General features: G+C 64.5%; 26 protein-coding genes and 2 riboswitches. Of the genes, 9 read left to right on the forward strand and 17 right to left on the reverse strand.

What is annotated here, in order from left to right:
* Nucleotides 1-262: 262 nt before the first annotated feature.
* From ACTIEZ_RS09180 to ACTIEZ_RS09220, 9 genes are all read right to left on the reverse strand, one after another.
* Nucleotides 263-2,266: an acetyl-CoA carboxylase biotin carboxylase subunit gene (locus ACTIEZ_RS09180; RefSeq protein WP_439546480.1), complete on the reverse strand. Its 2,004-nt coding sequence runs from the start codon at nucleotides 2,264-2,266 to the stop codon at nucleotides 263-265.
* Nucleotides 2,267-2,659: 393 nt separating this feature from the next.
* Nucleotides 2,660-2,968: a UrcA family protein gene (locus ACTIEZ_RS09185; protein WP_439546372.1), complete on the reverse strand. Its 309-nt coding sequence runs from the start codon at nucleotides 2,966-2,968 to the stop codon at nucleotides 2,660-2,662.
* Nucleotides 2,969-3,076: 108 nt separating this feature from the next.
* Nucleotides 3,077-3,547: a DUF2269 family protein gene (locus ACTIEZ_RS09190; RefSeq protein ID WP_439546373.1), complete on the reverse strand. Its 471-nt coding sequence runs from the start codon at nucleotides 3,545-3,547 to the stop codon at nucleotides 3,077-3,079.
* A 3-nt stretch (nucleotides 3,548-3,550) separates the two neighbouring features.
* Nucleotides 3,551-5,083 carry an acyl-CoA carboxylase subunit beta gene (locus ACTIEZ_RS09195; protein ID WP_439546374.1) on the reverse strand — a complete coding sequence of 511 codons (1,533 nt, stop codon included), beginning with the start codon at nucleotides 5,081-5,083 and terminating at the stop codon, nucleotides 3,551-3,553.
* Between the two features lie 144 nt (nucleotides 5,084-5,227).
* Entirely contained in the window at nucleotides 5,228-5,920 is a 693-nt protein-coding gene (locus ACTIEZ_RS09200; protein WP_439546375.1) for an ATP12 family chaperone protein, read from the reverse strand.
* The gene (locus ACTIEZ_RS09205; protein WP_439546376.1) at nucleotides 5,917-6,120 is read right to left on the reverse strand and encodes a hypothetical protein; all 204 of its coding nucleotides are present in this window, start codon (nucleotides 6,118-6,120) and stop codon (nucleotides 5,917-5,919) included. The genes ACTIEZ_RS09200 and ACTIEZ_RS09205 overlap by 4 nt, the downstream gene beginning before the upstream one ends.
* A gap of 9 nt (nucleotides 6,121-6,129) precedes the next feature.
* Nucleotides 6,130-6,342, reverse strand: coding sequence for a hypothetical protein (locus ACTIEZ_RS09210; RefSeq protein WP_439546377.1), 213 nt, complete (start codon nucleotides 6,340-6,342; stop codon nucleotides 6,130-6,132).
* Nucleotides 6,335-7,000 (reverse strand): HAD-IA family hydrolase, encoded by a 666-nt coding sequence (locus tag ACTIEZ_RS09215; protein ID WP_439546378.1) that lies wholly within the window; start codon nucleotides 6,998-7,000, stop codon nucleotides 6,335-6,337. Before ACTIEZ_RS09215 ends, ACTIEZ_RS09210 begins: the two co-directional genes overlap by 8 nt.
* Nucleotides 6,997-7,590: an FMN-binding negative transcriptional regulator gene (locus tag ACTIEZ_RS09220; protein ID WP_439546379.1), complete on the reverse strand. Its 594-nt coding sequence runs from the start codon at nucleotides 7,588-7,590 to the stop codon at nucleotides 6,997-6,999. Before ACTIEZ_RS09220 ends, ACTIEZ_RS09215 begins: the two co-directional genes overlap by 4 nt.
* A gap of 76 nt (nucleotides 7,591-7,666) precedes the next feature.
* Here ACTIEZ_RS09220 and ACTIEZ_RS09225 point away from each other — a divergent pair, with 76 nt between their 5' ends.
* The gene (locus ACTIEZ_RS09225; protein ID WP_439546380.1) at nucleotides 7,667-8,758 is read left to right on the forward strand and encodes an MBL fold metallo-hydrolase; all 1,092 of its coding nucleotides are present in this window, start codon (nucleotides 7,667-7,669) and stop codon (nucleotides 8,756-8,758) included.
* A 15-nt stretch (nucleotides 8,759-8,773) separates the two neighbouring features.
* On the opposite strand, the gene ACTIEZ_RS09230 is transcribed toward ACTIEZ_RS09225, so the two are convergent.
* A complete protein-coding gene (locus ACTIEZ_RS09230) occupies nucleotides 8,774-9,157 on the reverse strand; it encodes a response regulator (RefSeq protein ID WP_439546381.1) in 384 nt (127 codons plus the stop codon).
* Between the two features lie 106 nt (nucleotides 9,158-9,263).
* Complete coding sequence (locus ACTIEZ_RS09235) at nucleotides 9,264-10,781, reverse strand: M20/M25/M40 family metallo-hydrolase (RefSeq protein WP_439546382.1); 1,518 nt, start codon at nucleotides 10,779-10,781, stop codon at nucleotides 9,264-9,266.
* 400 nt (nucleotides 10,782-11,181) lie between these two features.
* Here ACTIEZ_RS09235 and ACTIEZ_RS09240 point away from each other — a divergent pair, with 400 nt between their 5' ends.
* Entirely contained in the window at nucleotides 11,182-11,334 is a 153-nt protein-coding gene (locus ACTIEZ_RS09240) for a light-harvesting protein (RefSeq protein ID WP_439546383.1), read from the forward strand.
* 14 nt (nucleotides 11,335-11,348) lie between these two features.
* Entirely contained in the window at nucleotides 11,349-11,585 is a 237-nt protein-coding gene (locus tag ACTIEZ_RS09245) for a light-harvesting protein (RefSeq protein WP_439546384.1), read from the forward strand.
* An 82-nt stretch (nucleotides 11,586-11,667) separates the two neighbouring features.
* Here ACTIEZ_RS09245 and ACTIEZ_RS09250 read toward each other — a convergent pair whose 3' ends face one another.
* The 6 genes from ACTIEZ_RS09250 to ispH all read right to left on the reverse strand — a co-directional run bounded on the left by ACTIEZ_RS09250 (nucleotide 11,668) and on the right by ispH (nucleotide 17,939).
* Entirely contained in the window at nucleotides 11,668-13,080 is a 1,413-nt protein-coding gene (locus tag ACTIEZ_RS09250; RefSeq protein ID WP_439546385.1) for a BCD family MFS transporter, read from the reverse strand.
* Nucleotides 13,081-13,164: 84 nt separating this feature from the next.
* Nucleotides 13,165-14,214 (reverse strand): L-threonine 3-dehydrogenase, encoded by a 1,050-nt coding sequence (tdh, locus tag ACTIEZ_RS09255; RefSeq protein WP_439546386.1) that lies wholly within the window; start codon nucleotides 14,212-14,214, stop codon nucleotides 13,165-13,167.
* Nucleotides 14,211-15,416 (reverse strand): glycine C-acetyltransferase, encoded by a 1,206-nt coding sequence (kbl, locus tag ACTIEZ_RS09260; RefSeq protein ID WP_439546387.1) that lies wholly within the window; start codon nucleotides 15,414-15,416, stop codon nucleotides 14,211-14,213. Before kbl ends, tdh begins: the two co-directional genes overlap by 4 nt.
* A 119-nt stretch (nucleotides 15,417-15,535) precedes the next feature.
* Nucleotides 15,536-16,000, reverse strand: a complete 465-nt coding sequence (gene rnhA, locus ACTIEZ_RS09265) for a ribonuclease HI (RefSeq protein WP_439546388.1) — start codon at nucleotides 15,998-16,000, stop codon at nucleotides 15,536-15,538.
* A complete protein-coding gene (thrB, locus tag ACTIEZ_RS09270) occupies nucleotides 15,993-16,949 on the reverse strand; it encodes a homoserine kinase (RefSeq protein WP_439546389.1) in 957 nt (318 codons plus the stop codon). Before thrB ends, rnhA begins: the two co-directional genes overlap by 8 nt.
* Nucleotides 16,950-16,958: 9 nt before the next feature.
* Nucleotides 16,959-17,939, reverse strand: a complete 981-nt coding sequence (gene ispH / locus ACTIEZ_RS09275) for a 4-hydroxy-3-methylbut-2-enyl diphosphate reductase (RefSeq protein ID WP_439546390.1) — start codon at nucleotides 17,937-17,939, stop codon at nucleotides 16,959-16,961.
* Between the two features lie 87 nt (nucleotides 17,940-18,026).
* On the opposite strand from ispH, the gene ACTIEZ_RS09280 reads away from it, so the two are divergent.
* From ACTIEZ_RS09280 to gcvPB, 6 genes are all read left to right on the forward strand, one after another.
* Nucleotides 18,027-18,671 (forward strand): hypothetical protein, encoded by a 645-nt coding sequence (locus ACTIEZ_RS09280; RefSeq protein WP_439546391.1) that lies wholly within the window; start codon nucleotides 18,027-18,029, stop codon nucleotides 18,669-18,671.
* Between the two features lie 95 nt (nucleotides 18,672-18,766).
* Nucleotides 18,767-18,871, forward strand: a riboswitch (glycine riboswitch).
* A 1-nt stretch (nucleotide 18,872) separates the two neighbouring features.
* Nucleotides 18,873-18,987, forward strand: a riboswitch (glycine riboswitch).
* A 45-nt stretch (nucleotides 18,988-19,032) separates the two neighbouring features.
* The gene (gene gcvT, locus ACTIEZ_RS09285; RefSeq protein WP_439546392.1) at nucleotides 19,033-20,181 is read left to right on the forward strand and encodes a glycine cleavage system aminomethyltransferase GcvT; all 1,149 of its coding nucleotides are present in this window, start codon (nucleotides 19,033-19,035) and stop codon (nucleotides 20,179-20,181) included.
* Nucleotides 20,178-20,549: a glycine cleavage system protein GcvH gene (gene gcvH, locus ACTIEZ_RS09290; RefSeq protein WP_439546393.1), complete on the forward strand. Its 372-nt coding sequence runs from the start codon at nucleotides 20,178-20,180 to the stop codon at nucleotides 20,547-20,549. Before gcvT ends, gcvH begins: the two co-directional genes overlap by 4 nt.
* A gap of 81 nt (nucleotides 20,550-20,630) precedes the next feature.
* Nucleotides 20,631-21,320 carry a class I SAM-dependent methyltransferase gene (locus ACTIEZ_RS09295; RefSeq protein WP_439546394.1) on the forward strand — a complete coding sequence of 230 codons (690 nt, stop codon included), beginning with the start codon at nucleotides 20,631-20,633 and terminating at the stop codon, nucleotides 21,318-21,320.
* Nucleotides 21,321-21,327: 7 nt separating this feature from the next.
* On the forward strand, nucleotides 21,328-22,695 hold the full coding sequence (gcvPA, locus tag ACTIEZ_RS09300) for an aminomethyl-transferring glycine dehydrogenase subunit GcvPA (protein WP_439546395.1): 1,368 nt from the start codon (nucleotides 21,328-21,330) through the stop codon (nucleotides 22,693-22,695).
* Nucleotides 22,695-24,263: an aminomethyl-transferring glycine dehydrogenase subunit GcvPB gene (gcvPB, locus tag ACTIEZ_RS09305; protein ID WP_439546396.1), complete on the forward strand. Its 1,569-nt coding sequence runs from the start codon at nucleotides 22,695-22,697 to the stop codon at nucleotides 24,261-24,263. The genes gcvPA and gcvPB overlap by 1 nt, the downstream gene beginning before the upstream one ends.
* Nucleotides 24,264-24,439 lie beyond the last annotated feature (176 nt).

Here is a 24,439-nt window from a genome sequence, read left to right on the forward strand (position 1 = left end):
GCCGTGCCATCATATCTGCAAAAGGGTAACTTTGATCACCTTGTAAATTACAAATGCCGATGCGGCTCTTTCCAACACGCAATAAAATCAGGGAGTTGGGCGCGGCCGGCGGCGAAGCCGCCGAGTCCGCAGGCGCTTTGTAGGGAAGGAAGAAAAATGCGCGGCGGAGCCGCGTCGTCGAACGGGTTCAGGCGGCGGAGGGCCGCCCGCCCCGCCGGCCGGGCATTGCGCGGAGTCCGTGGCCGGCACGGCCACGGCCCGCTTAGCCAAACTCCATGATCACCGCGTCCACCGCCAGACTGTCCCCCGGCTTGGCCAGCAATTTCGCCACCACCCCGGATTTTTCGGCGCGCAGGATATTTTCCATCTTCATGGCTTCCACGGTTGCCAGTTGCTGCCCGGCCTCCACCTTGTCGCCTTCGGCCACGGCGATGGACACCACCAGGCCCGGCATCGGGCAGAGCAGATATTTGCTGAGGTCGGGCGGCACCTTGGCAATCATGAAGCGGGCCAGTTGAGCAGCCCGCGGGGTGAGGGTGCGGCATTTGTGGGCGCCGCCGCGGCTGGTGAGGATCAGGGTGCTGCCCTTGCGCTGCACGCCGATGGCAATGCCAACGCCATCGATATTGCCGGTGAAGATGGCATCGCCCACGCGCCAGCCGGATTGCACGATCAGGTCGCGGCCTTCGATCAGCACTTCGTGGCTGCCGGCCTCGCCCGTCACTTCAACCGGGATTTGTTCGCCGTCCAGTTCGACCACCCAGTTGATGCCATATTCGGCACCGTCGCCGGACAATTGCCCGTCGATCAACTGTTCGCGGGCGACCGTTTCGGTGTGGATGATGGCGGCCGCCGCCACCAGCGCATCCCGGGTCTCGGCCGACACCGGGGCACCGTGGAACCCGTCCGGATATTCCTCCGCGATGAAGCCGGTGGTGACATTCTCGCCCGCCTGGAAGCGCGGGTGCTGCATGATCGCGGCCAGGAAATCGATGTTGTGATTGATGCCCTTGATCAGATAGCGGTCCAGCGCATCGGCCTGGGCAGCAATGGCGCCAGCCCGCGTTGGCGCCCAGGTGATCAGCTTGGCGATCATCGGATCATAGAACATGCTGATTTCGGCGCCTTCGATCACGCCGGTATCGATGCGCACCAGACGGCCTGCATCGTCCGGGCCGGCTTCGGGGGGTTGGCAGCGGGACAGCCGGCCGATGGAGGGCAGGAAGCCGCGATACGGGTCCTCGGCATAGACGCGGGTTTCGATGGCGTGGCCGTTCAACTGCACATCGGCCTGGGTGAAGGGCAGGGGCTCGCCGTAGGCAACCCGGATCATCAGCTCGACCAGATCGAGGCCGGTGATGCATTCGGTGACCGGGTGCTCCACCTGCAGGCGGGTGTTCATTTCCAGGAAGTAGAAGCTGCGGTCGGCCCCGGCGATGAACTCCACGGTGCCGGCGCTGAAATAGCCGACGTTTTGGGCCAGCGCGACGGCCTGCTCGCCCATCGCCCGGCGCATGTCGGGGGTGACGAAGGGGGAGGGGGCTTCCTCGACCACCTTCTGGTGGCGGCGCTGGATCGAACAGTCGCGCTCGTTCAGATAGATGATGTTGCCCTGTTGATCGCCGATGAGCTGGATTTCGATGTGGCGCGGCTGTTCGACGAATTTCTCGATGAACACCCGGTCGTCACCGAAACTGGCCAGTGCCTCGCGACGGACCGAGTCGAAGCCTTCGCGGACATCGGCTTCGCTCCACGCCAGCCGCATGCCCTTGCCGCCGCCGCCGGCCGATGCCTTCATCATCACCGGGTAACCGATGCCGCCGGCAATCTCCACGGCATGATCGGTGCCGGTAATCTCCCCGACGAACCCGGGCACGACGCTGACCCCGGCCGCCTTGGCGCGGCGCTTCGATTCGATCTTGTCCCCCATCGCCGCAATCGCCGGGGCGGGCGGGCCGATGAAGGCGATGCCAGCGGCCGTCAGCGCCTCCACGAAGCTGGCGCGTTCGGACAGGAAGCCATAGCCGGGGTGGACAGCCTCGGCACCGGTGGCCTGGCACGCCGCAATGATCTTGTCGGCGATCAGATAGGATTCGGCTGCCGGCGACGGGCCGATGTGCACGGCTTCATCGGCCAGGGACACATGCAGGGACTGGGCATCGGCATCGGAATAAACCGCGACGGTGGCAATGCCCATGGCGCGGGCGCTGCGGATGACCCGGCAGGCAATTTCTCCGCGATTGGCGATCAATATCTTCTTGAACAAGGCACGGCCTCCCTGGCGCTTTGCGGCAAATTCATAGCGGGCATGGCGCGCGGTGCAACTACCGGTTTCTGGCGGTGGCTGCGCAGCGCAATCGATTTTGGCGATGACCGCAACCAAGACGCTGCGTTTTCCTACCCGCATCGACACAGGCATAAGCACGTCACGGAAGGGCGGCGGTGAACACACTCCCCCGAAGCAGCATCCCCCCGCTGCTGTTCATGCCGCCCCGCCGGGGCCATCTCCTCCCCCGAATGGCCCTGGCCACGGCCGGCGCTGCCTTCCCCCGGGGCGGCGCCGGCCACCGGCTTGATCCCGCCCGGCGCGCATTGAGCCGAAAAAAATGGCCGGCGCGGGTTGCCCCGGCCGGCCATTTTAACTGTTTGGCAGAATTGTTCAGCGCGTGGCGATTGCCGTGGCAAGGCGTGCGCGCGCTGCCTTGATCTGCGGCGCTGCCGCTTGCGTGGCTTCGGCCCGGCAGGCGTCAAGGTCGGCCAGTTCCTCGCGGGTGCCGAACACCGGCGTGCCGCACAGCCGGCCCAGCGCATTGCTCAGGCGGCGGTCGAATTGTTGCTGGCCTTCAGCGCTGGCCAGATCGAGGTCAGCTGTCTGGAATGTCACTGAAAATGTCTCGTAGCCACGCTCAGCGGCCACGGCCGGCGCGGCAACCATTGCCGCCATCGCTGCTGCCATCAAAATACGCATGATGTCTCTCCCTCTTCACGAAGGAGAGAATGCGCCAACCGTCATATGGTTGCAATAAGAATGTCATCAAACTGTCATCTATACGTCATTCAACCGCAACATTTCGGCTCAGCCGGGCCGGGCAATCATCAGCCACAGGGCTGCAATCAACGGCACGGTGGAAACCAGGCCCCAGAAAATCCAGCGCTTCGACAAGGCCTTGTAGGCATCGGGCACAGCGTCGCCGGCCGCGAACTGCCGCGCCAGCCGCGACGACTTGATCTGGATCGGCACAATCAACCCCATCCAGATCAGCCCGGCCGCAATGAAACAAAGCTGCGCCCACAGCATCCAGCCTTCCAGCAGCGGGAAATGCCCCTGGATGGCGAGGCCATAGCCACCAACCATGATCAGCACCACGCCCCACACCGTCATCGACCAATCGGTATAGGTGATTAATTTCTGCGCAAAGCCAAGCACTTGCGGTCGGCCATCACGATCGGCGAAGAATTTCCAGATGGCGGTGACGGTGATGTTGCCAAGCAGCATCACCACGCCGGTGATGTGCAGGAATTTCCAGACGAGATAGGTTTCAGGCACGCATCACAGCGGAATATTGTCGTGCTTCTTCCACGGGTTGCTGAGCTGCTTGGTGCGCAGCTTGCGCAGGCCCAGCGCGATCCGCTTGCGGGTGGCGTGCGGCATGATCACCTCGTCGATGAAGCCCATCGATGCCGCCACGAACGGGTTGGCAAAACGTGCCTCATACTCCGCGGTGCGCTGGGCGATCTTGTCCTTGTCCCCGATGTCCTGGCGGAAAATGATTTCCACCGCGCCCTTGGCGCCCATCACCGCGATTTCCGCAGTGGGCCAAGCATAGTTCAAATCGCCGCGCAGATGTTTGGAAGCCATCACATCGTAGGCACCGCCATAGGCCTTGCGGGTGATCACCGTGATCTTCGGCACCGTGGCTTCGGCATAGGCGAACAGCAATTTGGCGCCATGCTTGATGATGCCGCCAAATTCCTGCGCAGTGCCGGGCAGGAAACCGGGCACATCGACAAACGTCACGATCGGAATGTTGAACGCATCGCAAAACCGCACGAAGCGCCCGGCCTTTTTCGACGAACTGATATCCAGGCAACCGGCCAGCACCATCGGCTGATTGGCGACAATGCCCACCGTGTGGCCTTCGATGCGGGCAAAGCCGACGATGATGTTGCCAGCATGGCCGGGCTGCAATTCAAAGAATTCGCCATCATCGGCAACCTTCTGGATCAGCTCGTGCATGTCATAGGGCTTGGCAGCGCTCGCTGGGATCAGCGTGTCGAGGCTGGGCTCGCTGCGCAGCGGATCGTCGCTGGTCGGGCGAAACGGCGCGGCTTCTCGGTTGTTGAGCGGCAGAAAATCGAAAAACGCCCGGGTGCGCAGCAGCGCGTCGATATCATCTTCCAGCGCCAGATCGGCCACGCCGGATTTCGTGCTGTGGGTGATGGCGCCGCCCAGTTCTTCCTGAGTCACCACTTCGTTGGTCACCGTCTTCACCACATCGGGGCCGGTCACGAACATATAGCTCGAATCCTTCACCATGAAGATGAAGTCGGTCATCGCCGGCGAATAGACGGCGCCGCCGGCACACGGCCCCATGATCAGCGAAATCTGCGGCACCACGCCGGACGCCAGCACGTTGCGCTGAAACACCTCGGCATAGCCGCCCAGCGACGCGACGCCTTCCTGGATGCGGGCGCCACCGCTGTCGTTCAGGCCGATCACCGGCGCACCGACCTTCATGGCCGTGTCCATGATCTTGCAGATTTTCTGCGCATGGCGTTCCGACAGCGATCCGCCGAACACGGTGAAATCCTGGCTGAACACATAGACCAGCCGGCCATTGATCGTGCCGCTGCCGGTGACCACGCCGTCGCCGGGGATGATCGTCTCGGCCATGCCGAATTCGGTGCAATTATGCTCGACATACATGTCGAGTTCCTCGAACGAGCCGGGATCGAGCAGGATATCCAGCCGCTCGCGCGCCGTCAGCCGGCCCTTGGCGTGCTGCGCGGCAATGCGCTTCTCGCCGCCACCCAATTTGGCGGCCTCCCGGCGGCGTTCCAGTTCTTCCAATGTCTTCAGCATGGTCGTCCCCGTCAGTCTCTGCCTGTGCTTACCAGCGAGGGCAGATTGGTAAAGTCCTGATCGGCCTTCCCGATCCTCGATCTTGCAGCATCACCGCGCATTTGTTGCTGTACTGCGCCGCGGCGGCCCGCGCGCCGTTGCAGCTTAAGCCAGCAAGGCAAGCATCGCTACCGCTGCACCGAGGTCGGCCTGTCGTTCGGCATGGCCGGCCTCGGCCAGCGGGTCCTTGCCCCATTGGTCGGCCTGCCACAATTCATCGAGATGCCCGATTGACCAGGCCGTGGCGGCATCCATCGCGCCATCCGCCACCGCCAGCCCGATCAGCGCCGATCCCGAAATCGTCACCACCGGGTTCAGTGCCGCCAGCCGGAACGCATCAAAGGCGCGATAGGCAGAGGTGATGCGCGCCAGCGTCGCCGACGGTTGCGGCGCGTGGATGATGCCGGTCACCACGGTGAATTCGATGTCATAACGGCGGCGTGCCCACGCCAGCCACGGGTCCCAGTACGCCGCCTGGTGGTCGACCAGCGGCGCCGGATAATCGGCGCGATAGGCGAGCAGCTCGTTTTCGGCAAACACCGCCAGGCTGGATGCAAAGCCCGCCACATCGGGCATCACCCGGTCGATCGCGGCATTGGCCAGCCCGGTCAGCGGCAGGCTGCGCGGATTGACCCGTTCGCCTTGCGCATTCCATTCGCCGGCAATGCCCTCGGCCAGTGCCAGCGTCGGCACTGCCAAATTTGCCCGCGCCGGGGTGCGCAGCGGCCGGTCGTCCAGCGCCACCCCCCAGCCGCCATCCGCCGTGGTCACGCGCGCCGCCGTCCAGAATCGTTTCACTTGCGCGTCAGCCCCAGATGCCTGGGCCGCACGAACAGGCTCAGCCCGCCGATCAGCACGACGATCAGGCCCGGCACCTGCCCCATCGTCTGGCTCAGCCACAGCCCGGTTGCCATCACCGCCAGCCCGGCAAAGCGCACGCCGACATAGATCAGATAGCGTTTGCGGGCTTCGGCAACAGTCAGGCGTGGTTCGGTCATGCAATCTCCTTACCCGCGCCGGCCCCGCCACAGCAACACGAACGCCAGGCCAAATTGCAGCACCGCCGCCACCCAGAACAAAGCGCTGGGAATGCCGCCAGCCGCTCCGGCACTGCGCCGCGCCAGCACGACGAACGCCGCGCCGAACAGCAACGACAGGATTGCCAGCACCCGGCCCAGCCAACGCAATCGCCCGATCAGGCGACCTGATCGATCAGCCATTCAGCAAGGCCAGCAGTTCGCCGGCATCCATTGCCACGCCTTTGGCGCCAGCCTCGCGCAGCTCATCGGCTTCGTGATAGCCCCAGTCCACCCCGATACTGCGCACGCCAGCGGCGCGGCCCATCGCGATGTCGAAAATCGTGTCACCGATCATCACGGCCTGGCTGGCGTCGGCGCCAGCCTCGGCCAGTGCCGCGCGCAGCATCGATGGGTGGGGTTTCGACGGGTGACGATCGGCGGTCTGCAAAGACACGAACAGATGGTGGATGCCATGATGTTCCAGCGCCAGTTTCAGGCCGCGATCCGATTTGCCGGTGGCCACCGCCAGCGACCAGCCTTGCGCCGCCAAAGCATCGAGCAATCGCCTCACGCCAGGGTAAAGCGGCTCCGGGTCCAACCCTGAATCCGCCCGCAGCCGTTGAAACGCCGTCTTGTAATCATCGGCAAGGCGCATGTGCAGATCATGCGTCTCGTCGGGCAGCAGCGCCTGCATTGCCTCCACAAGACTGAGACCGACGACGCGCCGCGTGGCATGATCGTCGGGCGGTGCCAGGCCATGGCGGGCAAAGCTGCTGGCCATGGCGCGGATGATGTTGATCTGGCTGTCGATCAAGGTGCCGTCGCAATCGAAGACTGCCAATCTTGGGGCCAATTTCATGCTCTTGCCTTTCGGATGGCGGCAGCGCCGCCATGCTCGCCCAGTCGTTCCAGCGCCGCGATCACGCCGGCCACATCGCCAGCGCTGCGGTTCTGGCTGGCCTTCGATGTGGTGCGGATGGCGACAGGGATCAGCTCGAAACCGATGATCGCCTGCATCATCGCTTCGGCCCTGGGCCGGGCCATCTTGGCCATTGTCCAATCCTCGCCCACGCGTGGTTCGAAGGTGGCCGATGATTGGTTCAGCAGCGCTTCCAACGCGGCCAGGTCCAGCGCGCGCACCGGGCCTTCCACCTCCACCGCCGTGTAATTCCAGGTCGGCACATTGGCGGCCGGATCTTCATACCAGTTGGGTGAGACATAATGGCCCGGCCCGCCGATGCTGGCGATGGCGGTCAGGCCATCGAGATGCCGGGCCAGCGCATTGCCCTTGGCGAGGTGAAACATCAGGCTGCCGGCGTCCGTCACCAGCACCGGGGCATGCGCCACCCGCGGACCCTCCGGCGTCTGGCCAAAGATATGCGCGAAAGCCACCGCCGCCACAAAGCCCATGGCGTCGCCATCGTTCCGAAAGGCCGGATTTGGATGCATTGCTTTCCCTGCCGCAATATCCAGCCTGTCGGCAAGGAGAGTCGACGCTTCCTGCGCTGCCCGCTACCCCAGCACCATGGAAACACCGCCGCTCAACCCGATCCCGACTGGCGCGCCCAGCACCGAAGCGCGTGCGCCCGACGAGATCAAGGGCCTGACCTACCCGTGCGGCCGCTGGGTGCCGGGGCCGGGCGAAGCCCATGAAGTCGCACCCGGTGTGCATTGGGTGCGGATGGGCCTGCCGTTCGGGCTGGATCATATCAATCTGTGGGTGCTGGATGCCGGGGAGGGGTGGGCCATCGTCGACACGGGCGTTGGCCTGCCAGCCAGCAAGGCCAATTGGGAGGCGCTGCTGGCCGGGCCGTTCGCCGGGAAGCCCGTCACGCGCGTCATCGTCACCCATTACCACCCCGATCATCTCGGCATGGCCGGCTGGCTGTGCCGCAAATATGATGTGCCGCTGGAAATCACCCGCACCGAATATCTGCTGGCGCGCACGCTCACCCTCGATGTCCGCGATGCGCCGCCCGATGAAGCCGTGGCCTTTTCGGTCCGCGCCGGTTGGAGTGAGGAACAGGTCGCCGCCATGAAAGCCAAGGCCTGGGGCAATTTCGGCAAGATCATTTCCAAGATGCCCGCCGGCTTCAAACGGCTGCGCGATGGCGACATCCTGACCATCGGCGCGCGCCAGTGGCAGGTGGTGGTCGGCCGCGGCCATGCGCCCGAACATGCCTGTCTCGTTACTGAAGGCCTGATGATCAGCGGCGATCAGGTGTTGCCGCGCATCACCAGCAATGTGTCGGTCTATCCCACCGAGCCTTATGCCGATCCGCTGGGTGACTGGCTGGAAAGCATCGATCGCCTGCGCGCCATCCCCGCCGATGTGCTGGTGCTGCCCGCCCACAACGAGCCCTTTTATGGCCTCCACACCCGTCTCGATCAGCTTGCTGCCGATCATGCCGGCAAACTCGAAAAGCTGACGGCCTTTTGCGAAGTCCCGCGCACCGCGGTGGATTGCTTTGCCGCGCTGTTCCGCCGCCCGATCGGCGAGGCGGACTATGGTCTCGCCACTGGCGAGACGGTGGCGCATCTGCACTGGCTGGAAGAACGTGGTCGGGTGCGGCGGGTGAGTGACGCCAGCGGCGTGGACCGCTTCGTGGCGAACTGACGAAGGCCGGGCGGGTTATCGCGCCGGCGCGGTGGCCATCATCGGCACGATGGCAGACAGCAATTGCGATGAGGTGAACGGCTTTTTCATCAGCACGCTGTTCGCCACGCCCAGCGCGCGATGGTCCTGCTCACTGCCGCCCGACAGATAGACCACCGGCACATCCGGAATCAGCGATCGTGCCTGCTGGGCAAGGTCCCAGCCATCAACACTGCCACCCAGCCTGATATCGGTAATGACTGCCGAAATTTCCTGATGCCGGGTGGCCAGCACGGATTTCGCCAACGCGCTGGTGTGGACAGTGATCACGGCAAAGCCGGCAGCTTCGAGCATGTCATGCAGCATCAGCGCGACAAAAGCCTCGTCTTCCACCAACAAGATCAGCTGCGATCGACTCACCCGATGCTCCACACGCGGCAACCGTAAAAACGCACGGTCTTGGCACTAACCATCGTGATGCCGTTGGGTTGCAAAACCTGTGATGAACGGGAACGCAGCAGAGCTTCTAGGTCGCCACCGCCATCTCGTAGAGAAAATCGACGAACCCCGCTGTGCAGCCGGCCAGACCCTGCACAGCCGGATTGATGCTTTCGATCAGGAAATATTCGTCCGGCGCGTGAGCGCCAGCGCCATGGCCCAGGCCGAACTGGCCGGCGGGCAGGGACACTGGCGGCTGGGTGAAGACGCTGCCCGGCCACGACCCGGCGTTGCGCGGATAAAGCGTCGCCGCCGCGCCGAAGCGGGCATAGACTGCCTGCTGCGCGCGCACCACGCGGGCGTTCTCGGCGGTTTCGGTGGGATCATAGCCGCCGGACACTACCACCTCGATATCGCCGAACCCACGCTTGGCAAGGTGGGCGCGCAGCTTGGCTTCCGCCTCTTTGAAGGTCTGGTTGGGGACCAGCCGGCACTCCAGCTTGGCTTCGGCGCGGCCCGGCAGGATGGTCTTGCCGCCCGGCCCGGTATAGCCGGCGACCAGGCCCTGGATATTGACCGTCGGCTGCCCGGCCAGTCGTTCCAGCGATTGCTGCCAGGGTTCGTTGTTGATCCACATCTTCACGCCCATCGCGGCCTTGGCGGCCTCTTCGCTCTGCGCAGCGGCGGTCTGGGCGATCAGTTCCCTTTCCCGCGCGGTCAGCGGGCGGACATTGTCGAACCAGCCGTCGATGGCCGGGGTGAAGCCGTCTTCCTTCACCAGCGTGTTCAGCGCCTGCACCAGATGCCAAACTGGCGAATCGACATGGGCGTGCTGGCTGGAATGGATATCGCCCTTCGGCCCCTTGCCCCAACGTTCGCCGCTGGCGATGAGCTGAAACTCCATCGGGCCTTTCGACCCCAGATTGATCGACGTGCTGCCGTTGCGGCTCTGCCAGGCGGTGGGGATGATGATGCCGTCGCATTTCTTCAGCGCGGCGAGCACTTCGGGGGCCTGCACGATTTCATGGAAATTGGGCGAGGCAATCTCTTCCTCGCCCTCGGCGACCAGCACCAGATTCACCGGCAATTTCTGCCCCGCCGCGCGAAAAGCGTGGAGCGCGGCCAGAAACGCGGCTTCCGGGCCTTTCTGGTTGATGGCGCCGCGCCCGACGATCACCTGGCCCCAACCCGGCCGGTTGCTGATCCGCGCTTCGAACGGCGGGCTGGTCCACTCGGCCGGGTTCACCTGCTTCACGTCATACATGAAATAAAGGCCCACCGTGCGCTTGGCGCCGGCGTCCAGCGTCGCGAAAATGCCTGGCTGGCCCTTGGTCGGCATGCGCTTGACCATCTGGAAGCCGGCATCCTTGATCAGGTCCATGGTGAAGGCGCAGGCCTCCTCCATCTTCCAGTTTTCGGCCGCGATACCGGGATTGCGGATCCATTCCTGAATGCGCGCAATATTTTCCGGCAACTGGCGGTCAATGGCGGCGCGAATGCTTTTCTGCGCGGCGGCAGCCGGTGCGGTGGCGGCACGGGCAACCGCGGGCAAGGCGACGGCCGCAGCGGTTCCAGCCAGCAATGCACGGCGATCAATCGAGCTCATACGGAATATTTCCCAATTCGGTTGCGGCCACAGCCGCGCATTCTGGCCGGCGCACCCTGCCGATGACCTGACCATGGCAGGCCTGCCACCGACAGCCAAGCCCGACATTTCAGCAGCATCCCCTTGTTGCAGCGCAACAATCTGTCCGGTCGCATGGGCGTCATAATATTCATAGGCCAAGCTGTGGCGACAGATTGACACATGCGTCAGATTGGCTAAGGATTAATACGCTGCGATGTCACGCCGCGCCTTGCCCTTCCAGGGCGACCGGCGGCGAGGGGCTGCAGTCAGGAACTGGGTCGCACGCGTTCGACGAATTCAGGCCCATTCCGGCAAGCAGGCGGGGATGCCGAAGTCCTTCCGGAGTCGGCGATTTTTTCCGAGTGGGAGAGGAGTTACCATGGCTGACGATACCAAGGTCTACCCGACCGGGCTGACCGAAAAAGAAGCGATCGAAATCAACGAAGGCCTCAAGTGGGGCTCGCGGATTTTCGGCGCAATTGCCGTTCTGGCGCACATCCTGGCGTTCGCTTTGACGCCGTGGCTGCAGTAAGGGGAGTCTGACACATGAATGAAGGTCGTATCTGGCTTTATGTCAGCCCCAGCGTTGGCATTCCGCTGTTCTTCATCGCGATCTTTACGGTTGCACTCCTGGTGCACGCGTCGATCCTGATGAACACCACCTGGTTCGGTGCCTATTGGCAGGGTTCCGCCGCTGCGGCGCCTGCCGCTTCGGCTGCCCCGATGGAAGCTGCTCCGGCGGCTGACGCGATGGCGCCGATGGAAGAAGCTCCGGCACAATAATCCAATCGCCCGGTTCGCCGGGCCTCAAACCAATCGGCCGGCGTTCCCTCGTGGAGCGCCGGCCTTTTATTGTGCCGAACGCTCAATCCTCGCTGCGGTCCATCAGCGGCCACATCGCCACCAACGTGGCCACCATCAGCGCCAGCTCCAACATGAAGATCAGCACATAGCCGCTGGCTGCCAGCGGCAGGTCCATCCCGATATCGAAACCCTGGCCCAGATCGCGGATGATGCCGCCGATGGTGGCGCCGACGCCCTGTGATGTCGCCTGCACTGCGCCCCAGGCGCCCATGGCGATGCCGATCTGGCCCGTCGGCGCCAGCAGCATCGTCGCGGTCAGCGTGCCGTGCCCGAACAACCCGGTGCCGATGCCCGCCAGCAGCACCCCCAATGTGAAGATCGACGGCGTGTCCGACCCGGCGGCAAAGATGATCAGCGCATAGGCCGGCAAGCCGATCAGCGCGCCAAGGCTGGCCATGCGGAACGGATCGGCGCCCAGGCTGAGGATGTACGACGCATAGGCAAAGCCGAGCAGGCTGCCGAACGCCATGATCGCGCTGAGCATCGTCGTGGTGCCGACACCCAGGTTGAGCACTTCGCCGCCATAAGGCTCCAGCACGATATCCGACATCGAAAACGCCAATGTGCCCAGCCCGACCGCGATCAGGCGCAGCAGGGTCTTCTCCTTGGTAACGAAGATCGCCCAGCTTTCCTTGAACGTCGGCGCCGGGGCTTCGGGTTCGGTGCGGCGGTAATGCGGAATGCGGGCTTCCTGTTTCCACAGCGCCGTGAAGTTCAGCGCGATGGTCACCACGGCGCAGCCCTGCACCACCTGGATCAGCTTGCCCTGGCTGAAATCATCAAGCGCCCAGCCGAAGAAAAACGCCGCCACGATCGAGCCAAGCAGCAGCATCACATACATCAACCCGACCACATTGGGCTGTTGTTCGGGCTTGGTCAAATCAGTGGCCAGCGCCAGGCCGACGGTCTGCGTGGTGTGAATACCGGCGCCGACCAGCAGGAACGCCAGCGCCGCCGCCGGCTGACCCAACCAGACCCGTTCATCATAGGCTTCCTGCGCGCCGGCCAGCACCAGCAGCGCGAACGGCATGATCGCCAGCCCACCGAACTGCACCATGGTACCCAAATAGATATAGGGCACCCGCCGCCAGCCCAGCGCCGATTTATGGGTATCGGATTTATGGCCGATCAGTGCGCGAAACGGTGCTGCCAGCAGCGGCAACGCCAGCATCACGCCCACCAGCGTGGCCGGCACGCCAAGCTCCACGATCATCACGCGATTGAGCGTGCCGACCAGCAGCACCAGGCTGATGCCGACACTGACCTGGATCAGCGACAATCGCAGCAAGCGCGACAGCGGCAGCTCCGGGCTGGCGACATCGGCGAACGGCAGAAAGCGCGTGCCCCACGTCATCCAGACTCGAATCAACTGGGCGTTGACACCCTTTGGGGCGGGAACGGGCTCGGCAGGCATATTGTGTCTCAAAGCCGATTGCTCGGCGCTTGGCAATGGGTTGTCGGGCGTTGCGGGGGGTGTTTACCGCAGGTGTCGGCAGCCTCAGCTCCAATCGAGCACGACCTTGCCGCTCTGGCCGCTGGCCATGGTTTCGAATCCGGTGGCGAATTGATCGTGGCGCAGGCGGTGGGTGATGAGCGGTTCCAGATCGAGCCCGGATTCGATCACGCCCAGCATCTTGCGCCAGGTTTCGAACATCTCACGGCCATAGACGCCCTGGATGGTGATCGCTTTCAGGATGACCGTTGACCAGTTGACATGCACCGGGCCGGACGGAATGCCGAGCATCGACAATTTGCCGCCCATCTTCAGCACATCGACTGCCATGTCGAACGCGGCGGGCGCGCCGGAAATCTCCAGCGCCACGCCAAAGCCATCGGCAATGCCTTCGGCCGCCATCACGTCGCGAATATCCTCGTGGGCAACATTCACCGGCCGGCAATCGGTGAACCGCCCGGCCAGCGCCAGGCGATACGGATTGATATCGGTGATGATCACCCGGCGGGCACCGGCCTTGCGCGCCACCGCGGCCGCCATGATGCCAATCGGGCCGGCGCCAGCGACCAGCACATCCTCGCCCAGCAGATCGAACTGCTGCGCGGTGTGCACGGCATTGCCGAACGGATCGAGCAGCGCTCCGACATCATCAGAGACTGCATCGGGCAGCGACACCACATTGAACGCCGGGATTGCCAGATATTCGGCAAAGGCGCCCGGGCGATTGACCCCGACCCCTTGCGTGTCCGGATCGAGATGAAAACGCCCGGCCCGCGCGGCAGCGCTGTGCGGGTTGATGATATGGCCTTCGCCCGACACGCGCTGGCCCAGTTTTAGCCCGCGCGTCACGGCATTGCCGATCTCGATGATCTCGCCGGAAAATTCATGGCCAATGATCATCGGCACCGGGATGATCTTCGCCGCCCAATCATCCCAGTTGTAGATGTGCATGTCGGTGCCGCAGATCGCGGTGCGCTTGACGCGGATCAGCACATCGTCTGGCCCGCATTCCGGCACCGGCGCCTGTATCGCCCAGATGCCGGGGGCGGCGTGGGTTTTCGCTAGCGCGTGCATCATGTTGTTGGCTGCGATCATGCGACAACTCCCAGGCGGCGGCCAACCGCAGTGAAGGCAGCAATGGCGCTATCGATGTCGGCGCTGGTGTGCGCGGCGGAAATCTGGGTGCGGATGCGCGCCTTGCCATGCGGCACCACCGGATAGGAAAAGCCGATCACGTAAATGCCTTCGTCCAGCAGTTCGGCGGCCATCGCCTGCGCAGCGCGGGCATCACCCAGCATCACCGGAATGATCGGGTGATCGCCGGGCAGCAGGGTGAAGCCAGCGGCGGTCATGCCGGCCCGGAAGCGCGCGGCGTTGGCGACCAATTGTCCGCGCAACGCATCACCTTCAGCCGACCGCGCGATCGCCAGCGCCGCCAGGCTGGCACCGCATACCGATGGCGCCAGGGCGTTGGAAAACAGATAGGGCCGTGCCCGCTGGCGCAGCAGGGCAACGACGTCGCGGCGCGCCGCGATGAAGCCGCCCATGGCCCCGCCCAGCGCTTTGCCGAACGTGCCAGTAACGATATCCACCCGCGCCGGCGGATTGGCCACAAACGCCGATCCCCGCCCGCCCGTGCCCAGAAAGCCGGTGGCATGGCAATCATCGACCAGCACCAGCGCGTCATGCTTGTCGGCCAGCGCGGCAATGCCGGCCATGTCGGCGACCGAACCATCCATCGAAAAGGCACCATCGGTGGCGATCAGCACGGTCTGCGCGCCGTCAGCCCGCGCCTGCGTCAGGGCCGCATCGAGCGCGGCCATATCGCCATTGTCGAAACGGTAGCGCTTTGCCTTGCACAGCCGCACGCCGTCGATGATCGAGGCATGGTTCAGCGCATCGGAGATGATCGCGTCATTCTCGCCCAGCAGCGGCTCGAACACCCCGCCATTGGCATCGAACGCCGCGGCGAACAGGATGGCATCTTCCTGGCCGACATAATCCGCGATTTCGGCTTCAAGCTGCTTGTGAATGGCCTGGCTGCCACAGATGAAGCGCACCGAGGCAAGCCCTGCGCCCCATTCATCGGTGGCGCGATTGGCCGCCGTCGTCACGCGCGGATCATTGGCGAGGCCGAGATAATTGTTGGCGCAGAAATTCAGCACCGGCGCATCACGACCCGCCACCTGTACATGGGTGCCCTGCGGGCCGGTCAACACCCGCTCCGGCTTTTCCAGACCGGCAGCGCGGATTTCATTGAGGGTTGTGGATACGCGACTATAGAATTGCTGGCGCAATTCGGCCTCCCCATGCTGGTGACTGTGGTGCCCATTTTCGGGCGATTATCTCAGCAACCGCACTTAAACGGCCACTGGTGCGACTTGGTGTCAAGCGGCGCAAGGTCGCGGGGAGCCGCTCATGCACCACGAACTTCAGTCTGCATAACAACAATCGCCGCATTGGCCAGCGCGTCGGCACGCTCATTCTCGGCATGGCCGGCATGGCCTTTCACCCAGTGCCACGCGACCCGATGCGGCCGGGCCGCGGCCAGCAGGGCCTGCCACAGATCGTCATTTTTCACCGGCTTCTTGTCAGCGGTTTTCCAGCCATTCTTCTGCCAGCTGATCACCCATTTGGTGATGCCGTCGCGCACATAGACACTGTCGGTGGTCAGATCGACGTTGCACGGCCTGGTCAACGCGTTCAGCGCGCTGATCGCTGCCTGCAACTCCATGCGGTTGTTGGTGGTCAGCGCTTCGGCGCCGTTCAGCTCCTTTTCCTGCCCGCCAAAGCGCAGGATGGCGCCCCAGCCGCCGGGGCCGGGATTGCCCTTGCAGGCGCCGTCGGTGAAAATGGCGACTTTTGGCAGCGCCTCACTCACCCATCATCTCCGCATCTGCGGCCAGATACCAGGCCATGCGCCGCGCAAACGCCATCGGATCCTTGCGCGTCACCAGTGCATCGGCCGGCGTGTTGATCCAGTCATAGCCGCGGGTCAGCGTGAAGCGCAGCGCAGCGCCCGCCGCCAGCAGCGGTAGCGCCGCGCGCTCGACCGGGGTGAGGGCAATCACACTGGCATAGCCAGCCATCAGTGCCGCAGCGCGCTCTGGGAAGAACTGCCGGCCATCGCCCGAAAAACACCAGGCGCCGTGTGTGACCGCCACATCATAGGCGCGGGCATCGGTGCAGGCGAAATAGAAATCAATCAGGCCCGTCACCTTGCCGTCCAGCAGCAGCACATTGTCCGGAAACAGATCGGCATGGATGGTGGCCATCGGCAGTCCGGCCGGCCACTGCGCCGTGGCGGCGAGGCCCGCGTCCACCAGGCCGGGCAGCGCTGCATCAATCTCCCCCAGCCTTCCATCGCAGCGCGCGGCCAGCGGTGCCCAGGCATCGGGCCCCAGCGTGTTGGGGCGCACAGCGGTGAAATCTTCGGCGGCGCGGTGCATTTGCGCCAACGCTGCGCCCACGGCGTGGGCTTGCGCCGGCGTTGCTTCGTTCACGCTCACGCCGGGCAGAAATTCGATCATGCAGGCCGGGCGGCCATTCAGCCGTTGCAGGTGAACCCCGACGCGGTCGGCAATCGGCCCCGGCACTGGCAAGCCCTTGGCCGCCAGATGCCCCATCAGCGCCAGGAACCAGGGCAGATCGCCCTCGGCCACACGCTTTTCATACAGGGTCAGGAAAAAACGGCCGCGCGTCGTCTCGACGAGAAAATTGCTGTTCTCGACGCCCTCGGCGATGCCCTTGAAGCTGACCGCTTCGCCGACATCATAGGCTGCGAGAAAGCCCGCCAGATCATCGGCGCTGACCGGCGTGTAAACCGCCATGCTGAAATCTCAGGCCGTCAATGCACGCGGCAGCTTGAACACCACTTCTTCCACCGCAGTGGTGATATTCTCCGACGCAACAACATAACGATCGTTCAGCGCGGTCAGCACTTCCTGCACCAGCAATTCCGGCGCTGATGCACCGGCCGTGATGCCCACCGTGCTGATCCCGTCGAACCAGGCCCAATCGATGTCGGCGGCGCGCTGTATCAGCCAGCTTTGTGCGCCTTCGCGTTCGGCGACTTCGCGCAACCGCTGGCTGTTGCTGCTGTTCTGCGCGCCGATCACCAGCACCAGATCGCAGCGCGGTGCCATCGCCTTCACTGCCGCCTGACGATTCGATGTGGCATAACAAATGTCGTCACCGCGCGGGCCTTCGATGGCCGGGAAGCGTCGCTTCAGTTCGGCCACCATGTCGGCGGTGTCATCGACGCTGAGCGTTGTCTGGGTCAAAAACCCGAGACTGTCCGGGTCGGCCGGTTGGATACGTTGTGCGTCCTCCACCGTCTCGATCAGCGTCATCGCACCTTCGGGTACCTGGCCGAAGGTCCCGATCACCTCGGGGTGCCCGTGATGGCCGATGAACAGGATGTGGCGCCCGGCCGCGACCAGCCGTTCGGCCTGGCGATGCACCTTGGACACCAACGGGCAGGTGGCATCGACATAGGTCAGCCCGCGTTCTTCGGCCTTGGCCGGCACCGCCTTGGGCACGCCATGAGCGGAAAACACCACCGGCACGCCATCGGGAACTTCATCCAGTTCCTCGACAAAGATCGCGCCCTTGGCCTTCAGGCTGTCGACGACGAACTTGTTGTGGACGATCTCGTGGCGGACATAGACCGGTGCCCCCCAGCGCTCCAGCGCCAGTTCGACGATGTGGATGGCGCGATCAACGCCAGCGCAAAAGCCGCGCGGTGCGGCGACCAGCACATTCAGGGCCGGGCGGGTTGCGGTTGCGGTAACATCAAGGGCGGGTGCAGCGCTGCTCATGGCCCCGCATTACGCGAACTGCTTATGCCGCGCTACCCCCTGCGCAGTGGCTTGCCCCCGCGCCATTTGCCCCATAGGAGGGTGGCCATGGCCGCACCTTATTCGCCCGCGCTTCATCGTTTGGCTCGCCTGGGTCTGCTGGCAGGTGCGTTGTTTGCCCTGGCCGCTTGCGACCGCAATCCGCTGGTGGTCAATCGTTCGTCCTGCCCGGCGGTGGCGGTGGCAGCGTATGTCGGTGACGTGACGTTGTTCCGGCCTGGTCCGCCCGATCTGGCCAACATGGATGTGATTGCCACCATCACCAATGTGCGTGACATCTGCACCGAAACGCCGGACTTTTTCATGTCGCGCGTCACCTATGATGTCGTGGCGCGGCGCACCGACACGGCCGCAGCCCGCACGGTGACTCTGCCGCTGTTCGTGGCGGTGGTGCAGGCCGGCAACCTCGTGAACGCCAAGCAGATTTCCCAGGTGCAGGTGAATTTCGCTGCTGGTCAGGAACGCGCGTTGGCCACCGGCACGGCCACGGCCAATGTGTCCCGCCGGGCCGCCGCAGTATCGTCCGAGATTTTGGCGAAAATCAACCGCAACCGCAAACCCGGTGAGATCGACGCGGCCACCGATCCCATGGCCGATCCCGAAGTGCGCTCGGCCCTGCGCGCCGCCACCTTTGAAGTGCTGCTCGGCTTCCAGCTCGACGACAAGGCGCTGGCTTACAACGTCGCCAAATAGCCGCAGCTACATGACACTCTGGCAGGGTGGCAATCCGGCCATTGACACGGCCACCGCCATCGCCCAATCGCGGTGTGTCGCCGGGGGCAACCTTGGCGCCGCGCGCGGGAGAGTGTGGGGTTGGTCGCAAGGCCGATGCCCACCGCCGAAGGAGCAAGCCGCCCCCGGAATCTCTCAGGCAAAAGGACCGCGCCGGCGTATCAGCGACACTCTGGAAAGCGGGCAGGGCCTTTACGCCGTGCCCCACCGAAGGGGTAAGCCGCAGCTGTAACAGGCCACGGTCAAAGCTCTCAGGTCTGGCGACAGTGGGGGACAGGCGATCGGCAACCATGCCGGGCGCAACGCTGTTGCCGGGGACGATATGGCTGAAGCCGATCTGAAATCACTGCCGCTGGATGCGTTGCACCGCCGCCTGGGCGCGCGCATGGTCGGCTTTGCCGGCTATGCCATGCCGATCCAGTTTGAAGGCATCATCGCCGAGCATCTGTGGACGCGTGAGCACGCCGGCCTGTTCGATGTCTCGCACATGGGGCAGTTGCTGGTGGAAGGTGAGGGCGCGGCCGCCTGGCTGGAGACACTGGCGCCGGGCGATTTTCTGGCTCTGCAGCCGCACCGCACCCGCTATTCGCTGCTGTTGACGGATGATGGCGGCATCATCGATGATCTGATGGTCACCAACACCGGCCAAGACTCTGGGCGGTCTTTCTATCTGGTGGTCAACGGCGCTACCAAGGTCGGCGATATCGCGCACATGGCCGCGCGCTTGCCGGACGGCCTCACGCTCAAGCACATGGACGATCACGCGCTGCTGGCGTTGCAAGGGCCCGCCGCCGTCACGGTGATGAGTCGGCTGGACCTGACCCCGGTTGAAGCCGATCAGCCCGCGTTCAGCGATCTGAAATTCATGGCCGGTGCGCGCTATTGCTGGAGCGGTATCATGCTGGGCATCACCCGATCGGGCTATACCGGCGAAGATGGTTATGAAATCTCGGTGCCCGCCACGGCCGCCGAGGCACTCGCCGAAATGCTGCTCGCCCATGCCGAAGTCAAACCGATCGGGCTCGGCGCCCGCGATTCGCTGCGGCTGGAGGCTGGCTTGCCGCTTTACGGCCATGATATCGATACCAATATCACCCCTGTCGAAGCCGACCTGAGCTTTGCCATCTCCAAGCGCCGCAAACTGGACGGTGGTTTTCCGGGCGCCGATCGCATCCTTGATCAATTGTTCCAGGGCGCGCCGCGCAAACGGGTCGGCCTGGCCGTCGAAGGCCGGCTGCCGGCCCGCGAAGGCGCCACCATCTGGCAGGGCGACGCGCAAGTGGGCGTTGTCACCTCCGGCGGCTTCGCGCCCAGCCTGAACGTGCCGATTGCCATGGCGATGGTTCAAACCCCGCTTGCCGGCGACGGCACCGCGCTGGAGATTGATGTGCGGGGCAAGCGCATCGGCGCGCGCGTCGTGCCAATGCCGTTCAAGCAGAAAAATTACGTCAGGGAAGGGACCAAGTCATGAGCCGTCTGTTCACCGAAGATCATGAATGGATCGATGTCGATGGCGAAACCGCCACTGTCGGCATTACCGATTATGCGCAGGGGCAGTTGGGCGATGTCGTCTTCGTCGAATTGCCCGAATTCGGCCGTGAAGTGACCAAGGGTGGCGAAGCGGCCGTGGTCGAATCGGTCAAGGCCGCGTCGGATGTCTATGCGCCGGTGTCGGGCACCATCACCGAGTCCAACCCGGCGCTGACCGATGATCCGGCCTTGGTCAACACTGCTCCGGAAGCCGAAGGCTGGTTCTTCAAGCTGACCCTGGCGGATGCGTCCGAACTGGACGGCCTGATGGACAAGACCGCGTACGACGCGTTCGTCGCCGGGCTGTAAGTGACCACCGGGACGGCCACACGCTGGGATCCAGCCCTCTATGCCGCGAACGCCGCGTTCGTCCCGGCGTATGGCAACGCTGTGCTCGATTTGCTGGCGCCGCAGGCCGGGATGCGCATCCTCGATCTCGGCTGCGGCGATGGCGTGCTGACGCTGCAACTGGTCGAAGCCGGCTGCGACGTGGTGGGGGTGGACGCTGATCCGGCCATGGTCGCCGCTGCACAGGCCAAGGGCCTTGATGCCCGCCTTGGCGACGCCCGCACGCTGGATTTCGCATCCGAATTCGATGCCGTCTTCACCAACGCCGCGCTGCATTGGGTCGGCCAGCCCGATGTTGTCACCGCTGGCGTCAAGCGCGCGCTGAAACCCGGTGGGCGCTATGTCGGCGAATTCGGCGGCCACGCCAACATCGCCGCCATCCGCACCGCGTTGAAGGCCGTGCTCGCCAATCACGGCTTCCCGGCTGCCGGGGCTGAAACCAGCTATTACCCCACCGATACCGCGTTCCGCGCGGTGCTCGAACGCGGCGGCTTCGCGGTGGAATCCTGCGCCCTCATCCCGCGCCCCACCCCGCTGCCGGCCACCGGCATGGCCGGCTGGCTGGAAACCTTCCGCGGCGGCTTCATCGATGCTGCTGGCGTGCCCGATGCGATGAAAGACCAGATCATCGCCGAAACCGCCGCGTTGCTCGTCCCCGCGCTGCAGGCCGCCGACGGCGCCTGGATCGCCGATTATGTTCGCCTGCGCTTTGCCGCGCATCTTCCGGAGTAAGCCCCCCGTGCGTTATCTGCCGCTCTCCCCCACCGACCGCCAGGCCATGCTGGCCACCATCGGCGCTGCCGATATCGAAGCGCTGTTCGCCGATGTGCCGCCCGAAGCGCGGCTGGATGGCCCCATCGCAGGCCTGCCCAATCACGCCAGCGAAATGGCCGTCGAACGCGCGCTGATGAAGATGGCTGCAAAGAACACCACCGCTGGCTCCGCGCCGTTCTTCGTCGGCTGCGGCGCCTACAAGCATCATGTGCCGGCGACCGTCGACATGGTCATCCAGCGCGGCGAATTCCTCACCGCCTACACGCCCTATCAGCCGGAAATCGCGCAAGGCACGCTGCAAGTGCTGTTCGAATTCCAGAGCCAGGTGGCGCGGCTGACCGGCATGGAGGTCGCCAACGCCTCCATGTACGATGGCAGCACCGCAATGACCGAGGCGGTGTTCATGGCGCGGCGCATCACCAGGCGCGCCAAGTGTCTGGTTTCGGCTGGTGTCCATCCTCACTACACCTCCGTGCTGAACACGCTCACGCGCTTCACCGGCGATGTCGTGGTCGCCGCCACGCCGAGCCTGACGGCAGGCGCCCCCGGCGATGACCTCACCAGCCTGATCGCGCAAGTCGACAAGGACACAAGCTGCGTCATCGTGCAGAACCCGAATCTGTTCGGCCATGTCGCCGATCTCACCCCGTTGGCCGATGCCTGCCACGCCGCCGGCGCGCTGCTGATCGTTGTTGTCACCGAAGTGGTGTCGCTGGGCGCGATCAAATCGCCGGGCGAAATGGGCGCCGACATTGTGGTTGGCGAAGGCCAGTCGCTGGGTGCCGGGTTGTTGTTCGGCGGGCCGTATCTGGGCCTGTTCGCCTGCCGCGAGAAGCACGTCCGCCAGATGCCCGGCCGCCTGTGTGGCGAGACCGTGGATGCGGCTGGCAAGCGCGGCTTCGTGCTGACGCTGTCCACCCGCGAACAACATATCCGCCGCGAGAAGGCGACCAGCAACATCTGCACCAACTCCGGCCTGATCGCGCTGGCGTTCAGCGTGCATCTGACGCTGCTCGGCGAAAAGGGCCTGCGCCACCTGGCGGCGCTCAACCATGCCCGTGCGGTGCAACTGGCAGACCGGCTCGGCCGCGTGCCGGGCGTGACGCTGCTGAATGGCCCGTTCTTCAATGAGTTCACGCTGGCGCTGGGCCGCGAAGCCCGCCCCGTGGTGCGTGCGCTCGCTGACAAGGGCGTGCTGGGCGGTGTGTCGCTGGGCCGGCTGTGGCCGGGGGAGAAATCCCTGCACAATGCCATGATCGTCGCGGTGACCGAAACCGCCACCGATGAAGATTTTGATGCGTTCGAAGACGCGCTGGATGAGGTGCTGGCCTGATGACTGACATGAACAACGTGGGCCGTCCAAGCCGGCTCGATCTGGGTCTTGTTTCCGGCACCGGTGCCGTGGTGGAGACCTTCACCGGCAACCGCGCGCTGATGCTGGAAGAGCCATTGCTCTTCGAACGCGGCGCCGCCGATGGCAGCGGTGTCGATTTCGCGCCCGTGCCGCCCGTGCCTGACCGGCTGGGTGGCCTTGCCCGCACTGCGCCCATCGGCCTGCCCGGCTTTTCCGAACCGGAAGCCGTGCGCCACTACACCCGCCTGTCGCGGCAGAATTATGCCATCGATCTGGGCATCTTCCCGCTGGGCAGTTGCACGATGAAGCACAACCCACGCCTGAATGAGAAGATGGCGCGGCTGCCCGGCTTTGCCGACATTCACCCGCTGCAGCCGCAATCATCGGTGCAAGGCGCGCTCGAACTGATCGACGTGCTTGCCGATTGGCTGATGAAGCTGACCGGCATGCCGGCGGTGGCCATGAGCCCGAAGGCCGGCGCGCACGGTGAGCTGTGCGGCATGCTGGCCATCCGTGCCGCGCTGGATGCGCGCGGGGATACCCGCCGCGTCGTGCTGGTGCCCGAATCGGCCCACGGCACCAATCCGGCGACGGCGGCCTTCTGTGGCTTCACGGTGGAAAATATCCCGGCCAATTCCCGCGGCCGGGTGGATCTGGACGCGATGCTGGCCCGGCTTGGCCCGGATGTGGCGGCAGTAATGATCACCAATCCCAATACCTGCGGCCTGTTCGAGCCCGATTTGAAAACCATTGCCGATGCCGTCCACGCCGCTGGCGGCTATGTCTATTGCGACGGTGCCAATTTCAACGCCATCGTCGGCCGGGTCCGCCCTGGCGATCTTGGCGTCGATGCCATGCACATCAATCTGCACAAGACCTTCAGCACGCCGCACGGCGGCGGCGGGCCCGGCTCCGGTCCGGTGGTGCTGTCGGCCGCGCTGGCGCCATTCGCGCCGATCCCGTTCGTGCGCCGGACGGCAACTGGCCTCGAACTGGTCGAAGAAGATACGGCCGACACCCATGCCCCTGACAGTTTCGGCCGCATGGTGGCCTTCCACGGCCAGATGGGCATGTTCGTGCGCGCGCTTTCTTACATGATGTCCCACGGCGCCGATGGCCTGCGGCAGGTGTCGGAAGATGCGGTGCTCAACGCCAATTATCTGCTGGCCAGCCTGAAGGATATCTACACCGCGCCGTTCGCGGACGGCGGCCCGTGCATGCACGAAGCGCTGTTTTCCGATGATTTCCTGGAAGGGACGGGGCTGACCACGCTCGATCTCGCCAAGGCGCTGATCGACGAAGGTTTCCACCCGATGACCATGTATTTCCCGCTGGTCGTCCACGGCGCCATGCTGGTCGAGCCGACCGAGACAGAGAGCAAGGCCAATCTCGATCAGCTCATTGGCGCCATGCGCCATGTCGCGACCCAGATGCTGGCCGATCCGGAGGCCTGGCGCACGTCGCCGCACTTCGCCCCGCGCCGGCGGCTGGACGAGACGCTGGCCGCGCGCAAGCCGGTGCTGAACTGGAAGGATGAGGCAGCGTAAACCCCTCTCCCCTCGGGGGAGAGGGACGGGCCCGCCTCCCCAGCGGGAAGGATCATTGGCTCATCGCCTTTCGGGGGAGATGGCCAGCGAAGCGAGACAGAAGCGCAGCGTCCGCCGTAACAGGCAGGTCCCCAACAACAACATCGGCCGGCAGTCCGTCGACTGCCGGCCTTTTT

The organism is Sandarakinorhabdus sp. (assembly GCF_051860625.1).
Lineage (GTDB): Bacteria > Pseudomonadota > Alphaproteobacteria > Sphingomonadales > Sphingomonadaceae > Sandarakinorhabdus.

Coding starts and splice junctions, on each gene's coding strand:
- ACTIEZ_RS09280 (WP_439546391.1), top strand. CDS start 18,027: ATGGCCGCACCTTATTCGCCCGCGCTTCATCGTTTGGCTCGCCTGGGT.
- ACTIEZ_RS09195 (WP_439546374.1), bottom strand. CDS start 5,083: ATGCTGAAGACATTGGAAGAACTGGAACGCCGCCGGGAGGCCGCCAAA.
- ACTIEZ_RS09185 (WP_439546372.1), bottom strand. CDS start 2,968: ATGCGTATTTTGATGGCAGCAGCGATGGCGGCAATGGTTGCCGCGCCG.
- ACTIEZ_RS09225 (WP_439546380.1), top strand. CDS start 7,667: ATGGAAACACCGCCGCTCAACCCGATCCCGACTGGCGCGCCCAGCACC.
- ACTIEZ_RS09215 (WP_439546378.1), bottom strand. CDS start 7,000: ATGAAATTGGCCCCAAGATTGGCAGTCTTCGATTGCGACGGCACCTTG.
- ACTIEZ_RS09210 (WP_439546377.1), bottom strand. CDS start 6,342: ATGGCTGATCGATCAGGTCGCCTGATCGGGCGATTGCGTTGGCTGGGC.
- gcvPB (WP_439546396.1), top strand. CDS start 22,695: ATGACTGACATGAACAACGTGGGCCGTCCAAGCCGGCTCGATCTGGGT.
- ACTIEZ_RS09245 (WP_439546384.1), top strand. CDS start 11,349: ATGAATGAAGGTCGTATCTGGCTTTATGTCAGCCCCAGCGTTGGCATT.
- ACTIEZ_RS09240 (WP_439546383.1), top strand. CDS start 11,182: ATGGCTGACGATACCAAGGTCTACCCGACCGGGCTGACCGAAAAAGAA.
- ACTIEZ_RS09205 (WP_439546376.1), bottom strand. CDS start 6,120: ATGACCGAACCACGCCTGACTGTTGCCGAAGCCCGCAAACGCTATCTG.
- ACTIEZ_RS09250 (WP_439546385.1), bottom strand. CDS start 13,080: ATGCCTGCCGAGCCCGTTCCCGCCCCAAAGGGTGTCAACGCCCAGTTG.
- gcvT (WP_439546392.1), top strand. CDS start 19,033: ATGGCTGAAGCCGATCTGAAATCACTGCCGCTGGATGCGTTGCACCGC.
- gcvH (WP_439546393.1), top strand. CDS start 20,178: ATGAGCCGTCTGTTCACCGAAGATCATGAATGGATCGATGTCGATGGC.
- tdh (WP_439546386.1), bottom strand. CDS start 14,214: ATGATCGCAGCCAACAACATGATGCACGCGCTAGCGAAAACCCACGCC.
- ACTIEZ_RS09235 (WP_439546382.1), bottom strand. CDS start 10,781: ATGAGCTCGATTGATCGCCGTGCATTGCTGGCTGGAACCGCTGCGGCC.
- ACTIEZ_RS09220 (WP_439546379.1), bottom strand. CDS start 7,590: ATGCATCCAAATCCGGCCTTTCGGAACGATGGCGACGCCATGGGCTTT.
- thrB (WP_439546389.1), bottom strand. CDS start 16,949: ATGGCGGTTTACACGCCGGTCAGCGCCGATGATCTGGCGGGCTTTCTC.
- ispH (WP_439546390.1), bottom strand. CDS start 17,939: ATGAGCAGCGCTGCACCCGCCCTTGATGTTACCGCAACCGCAACCCGC.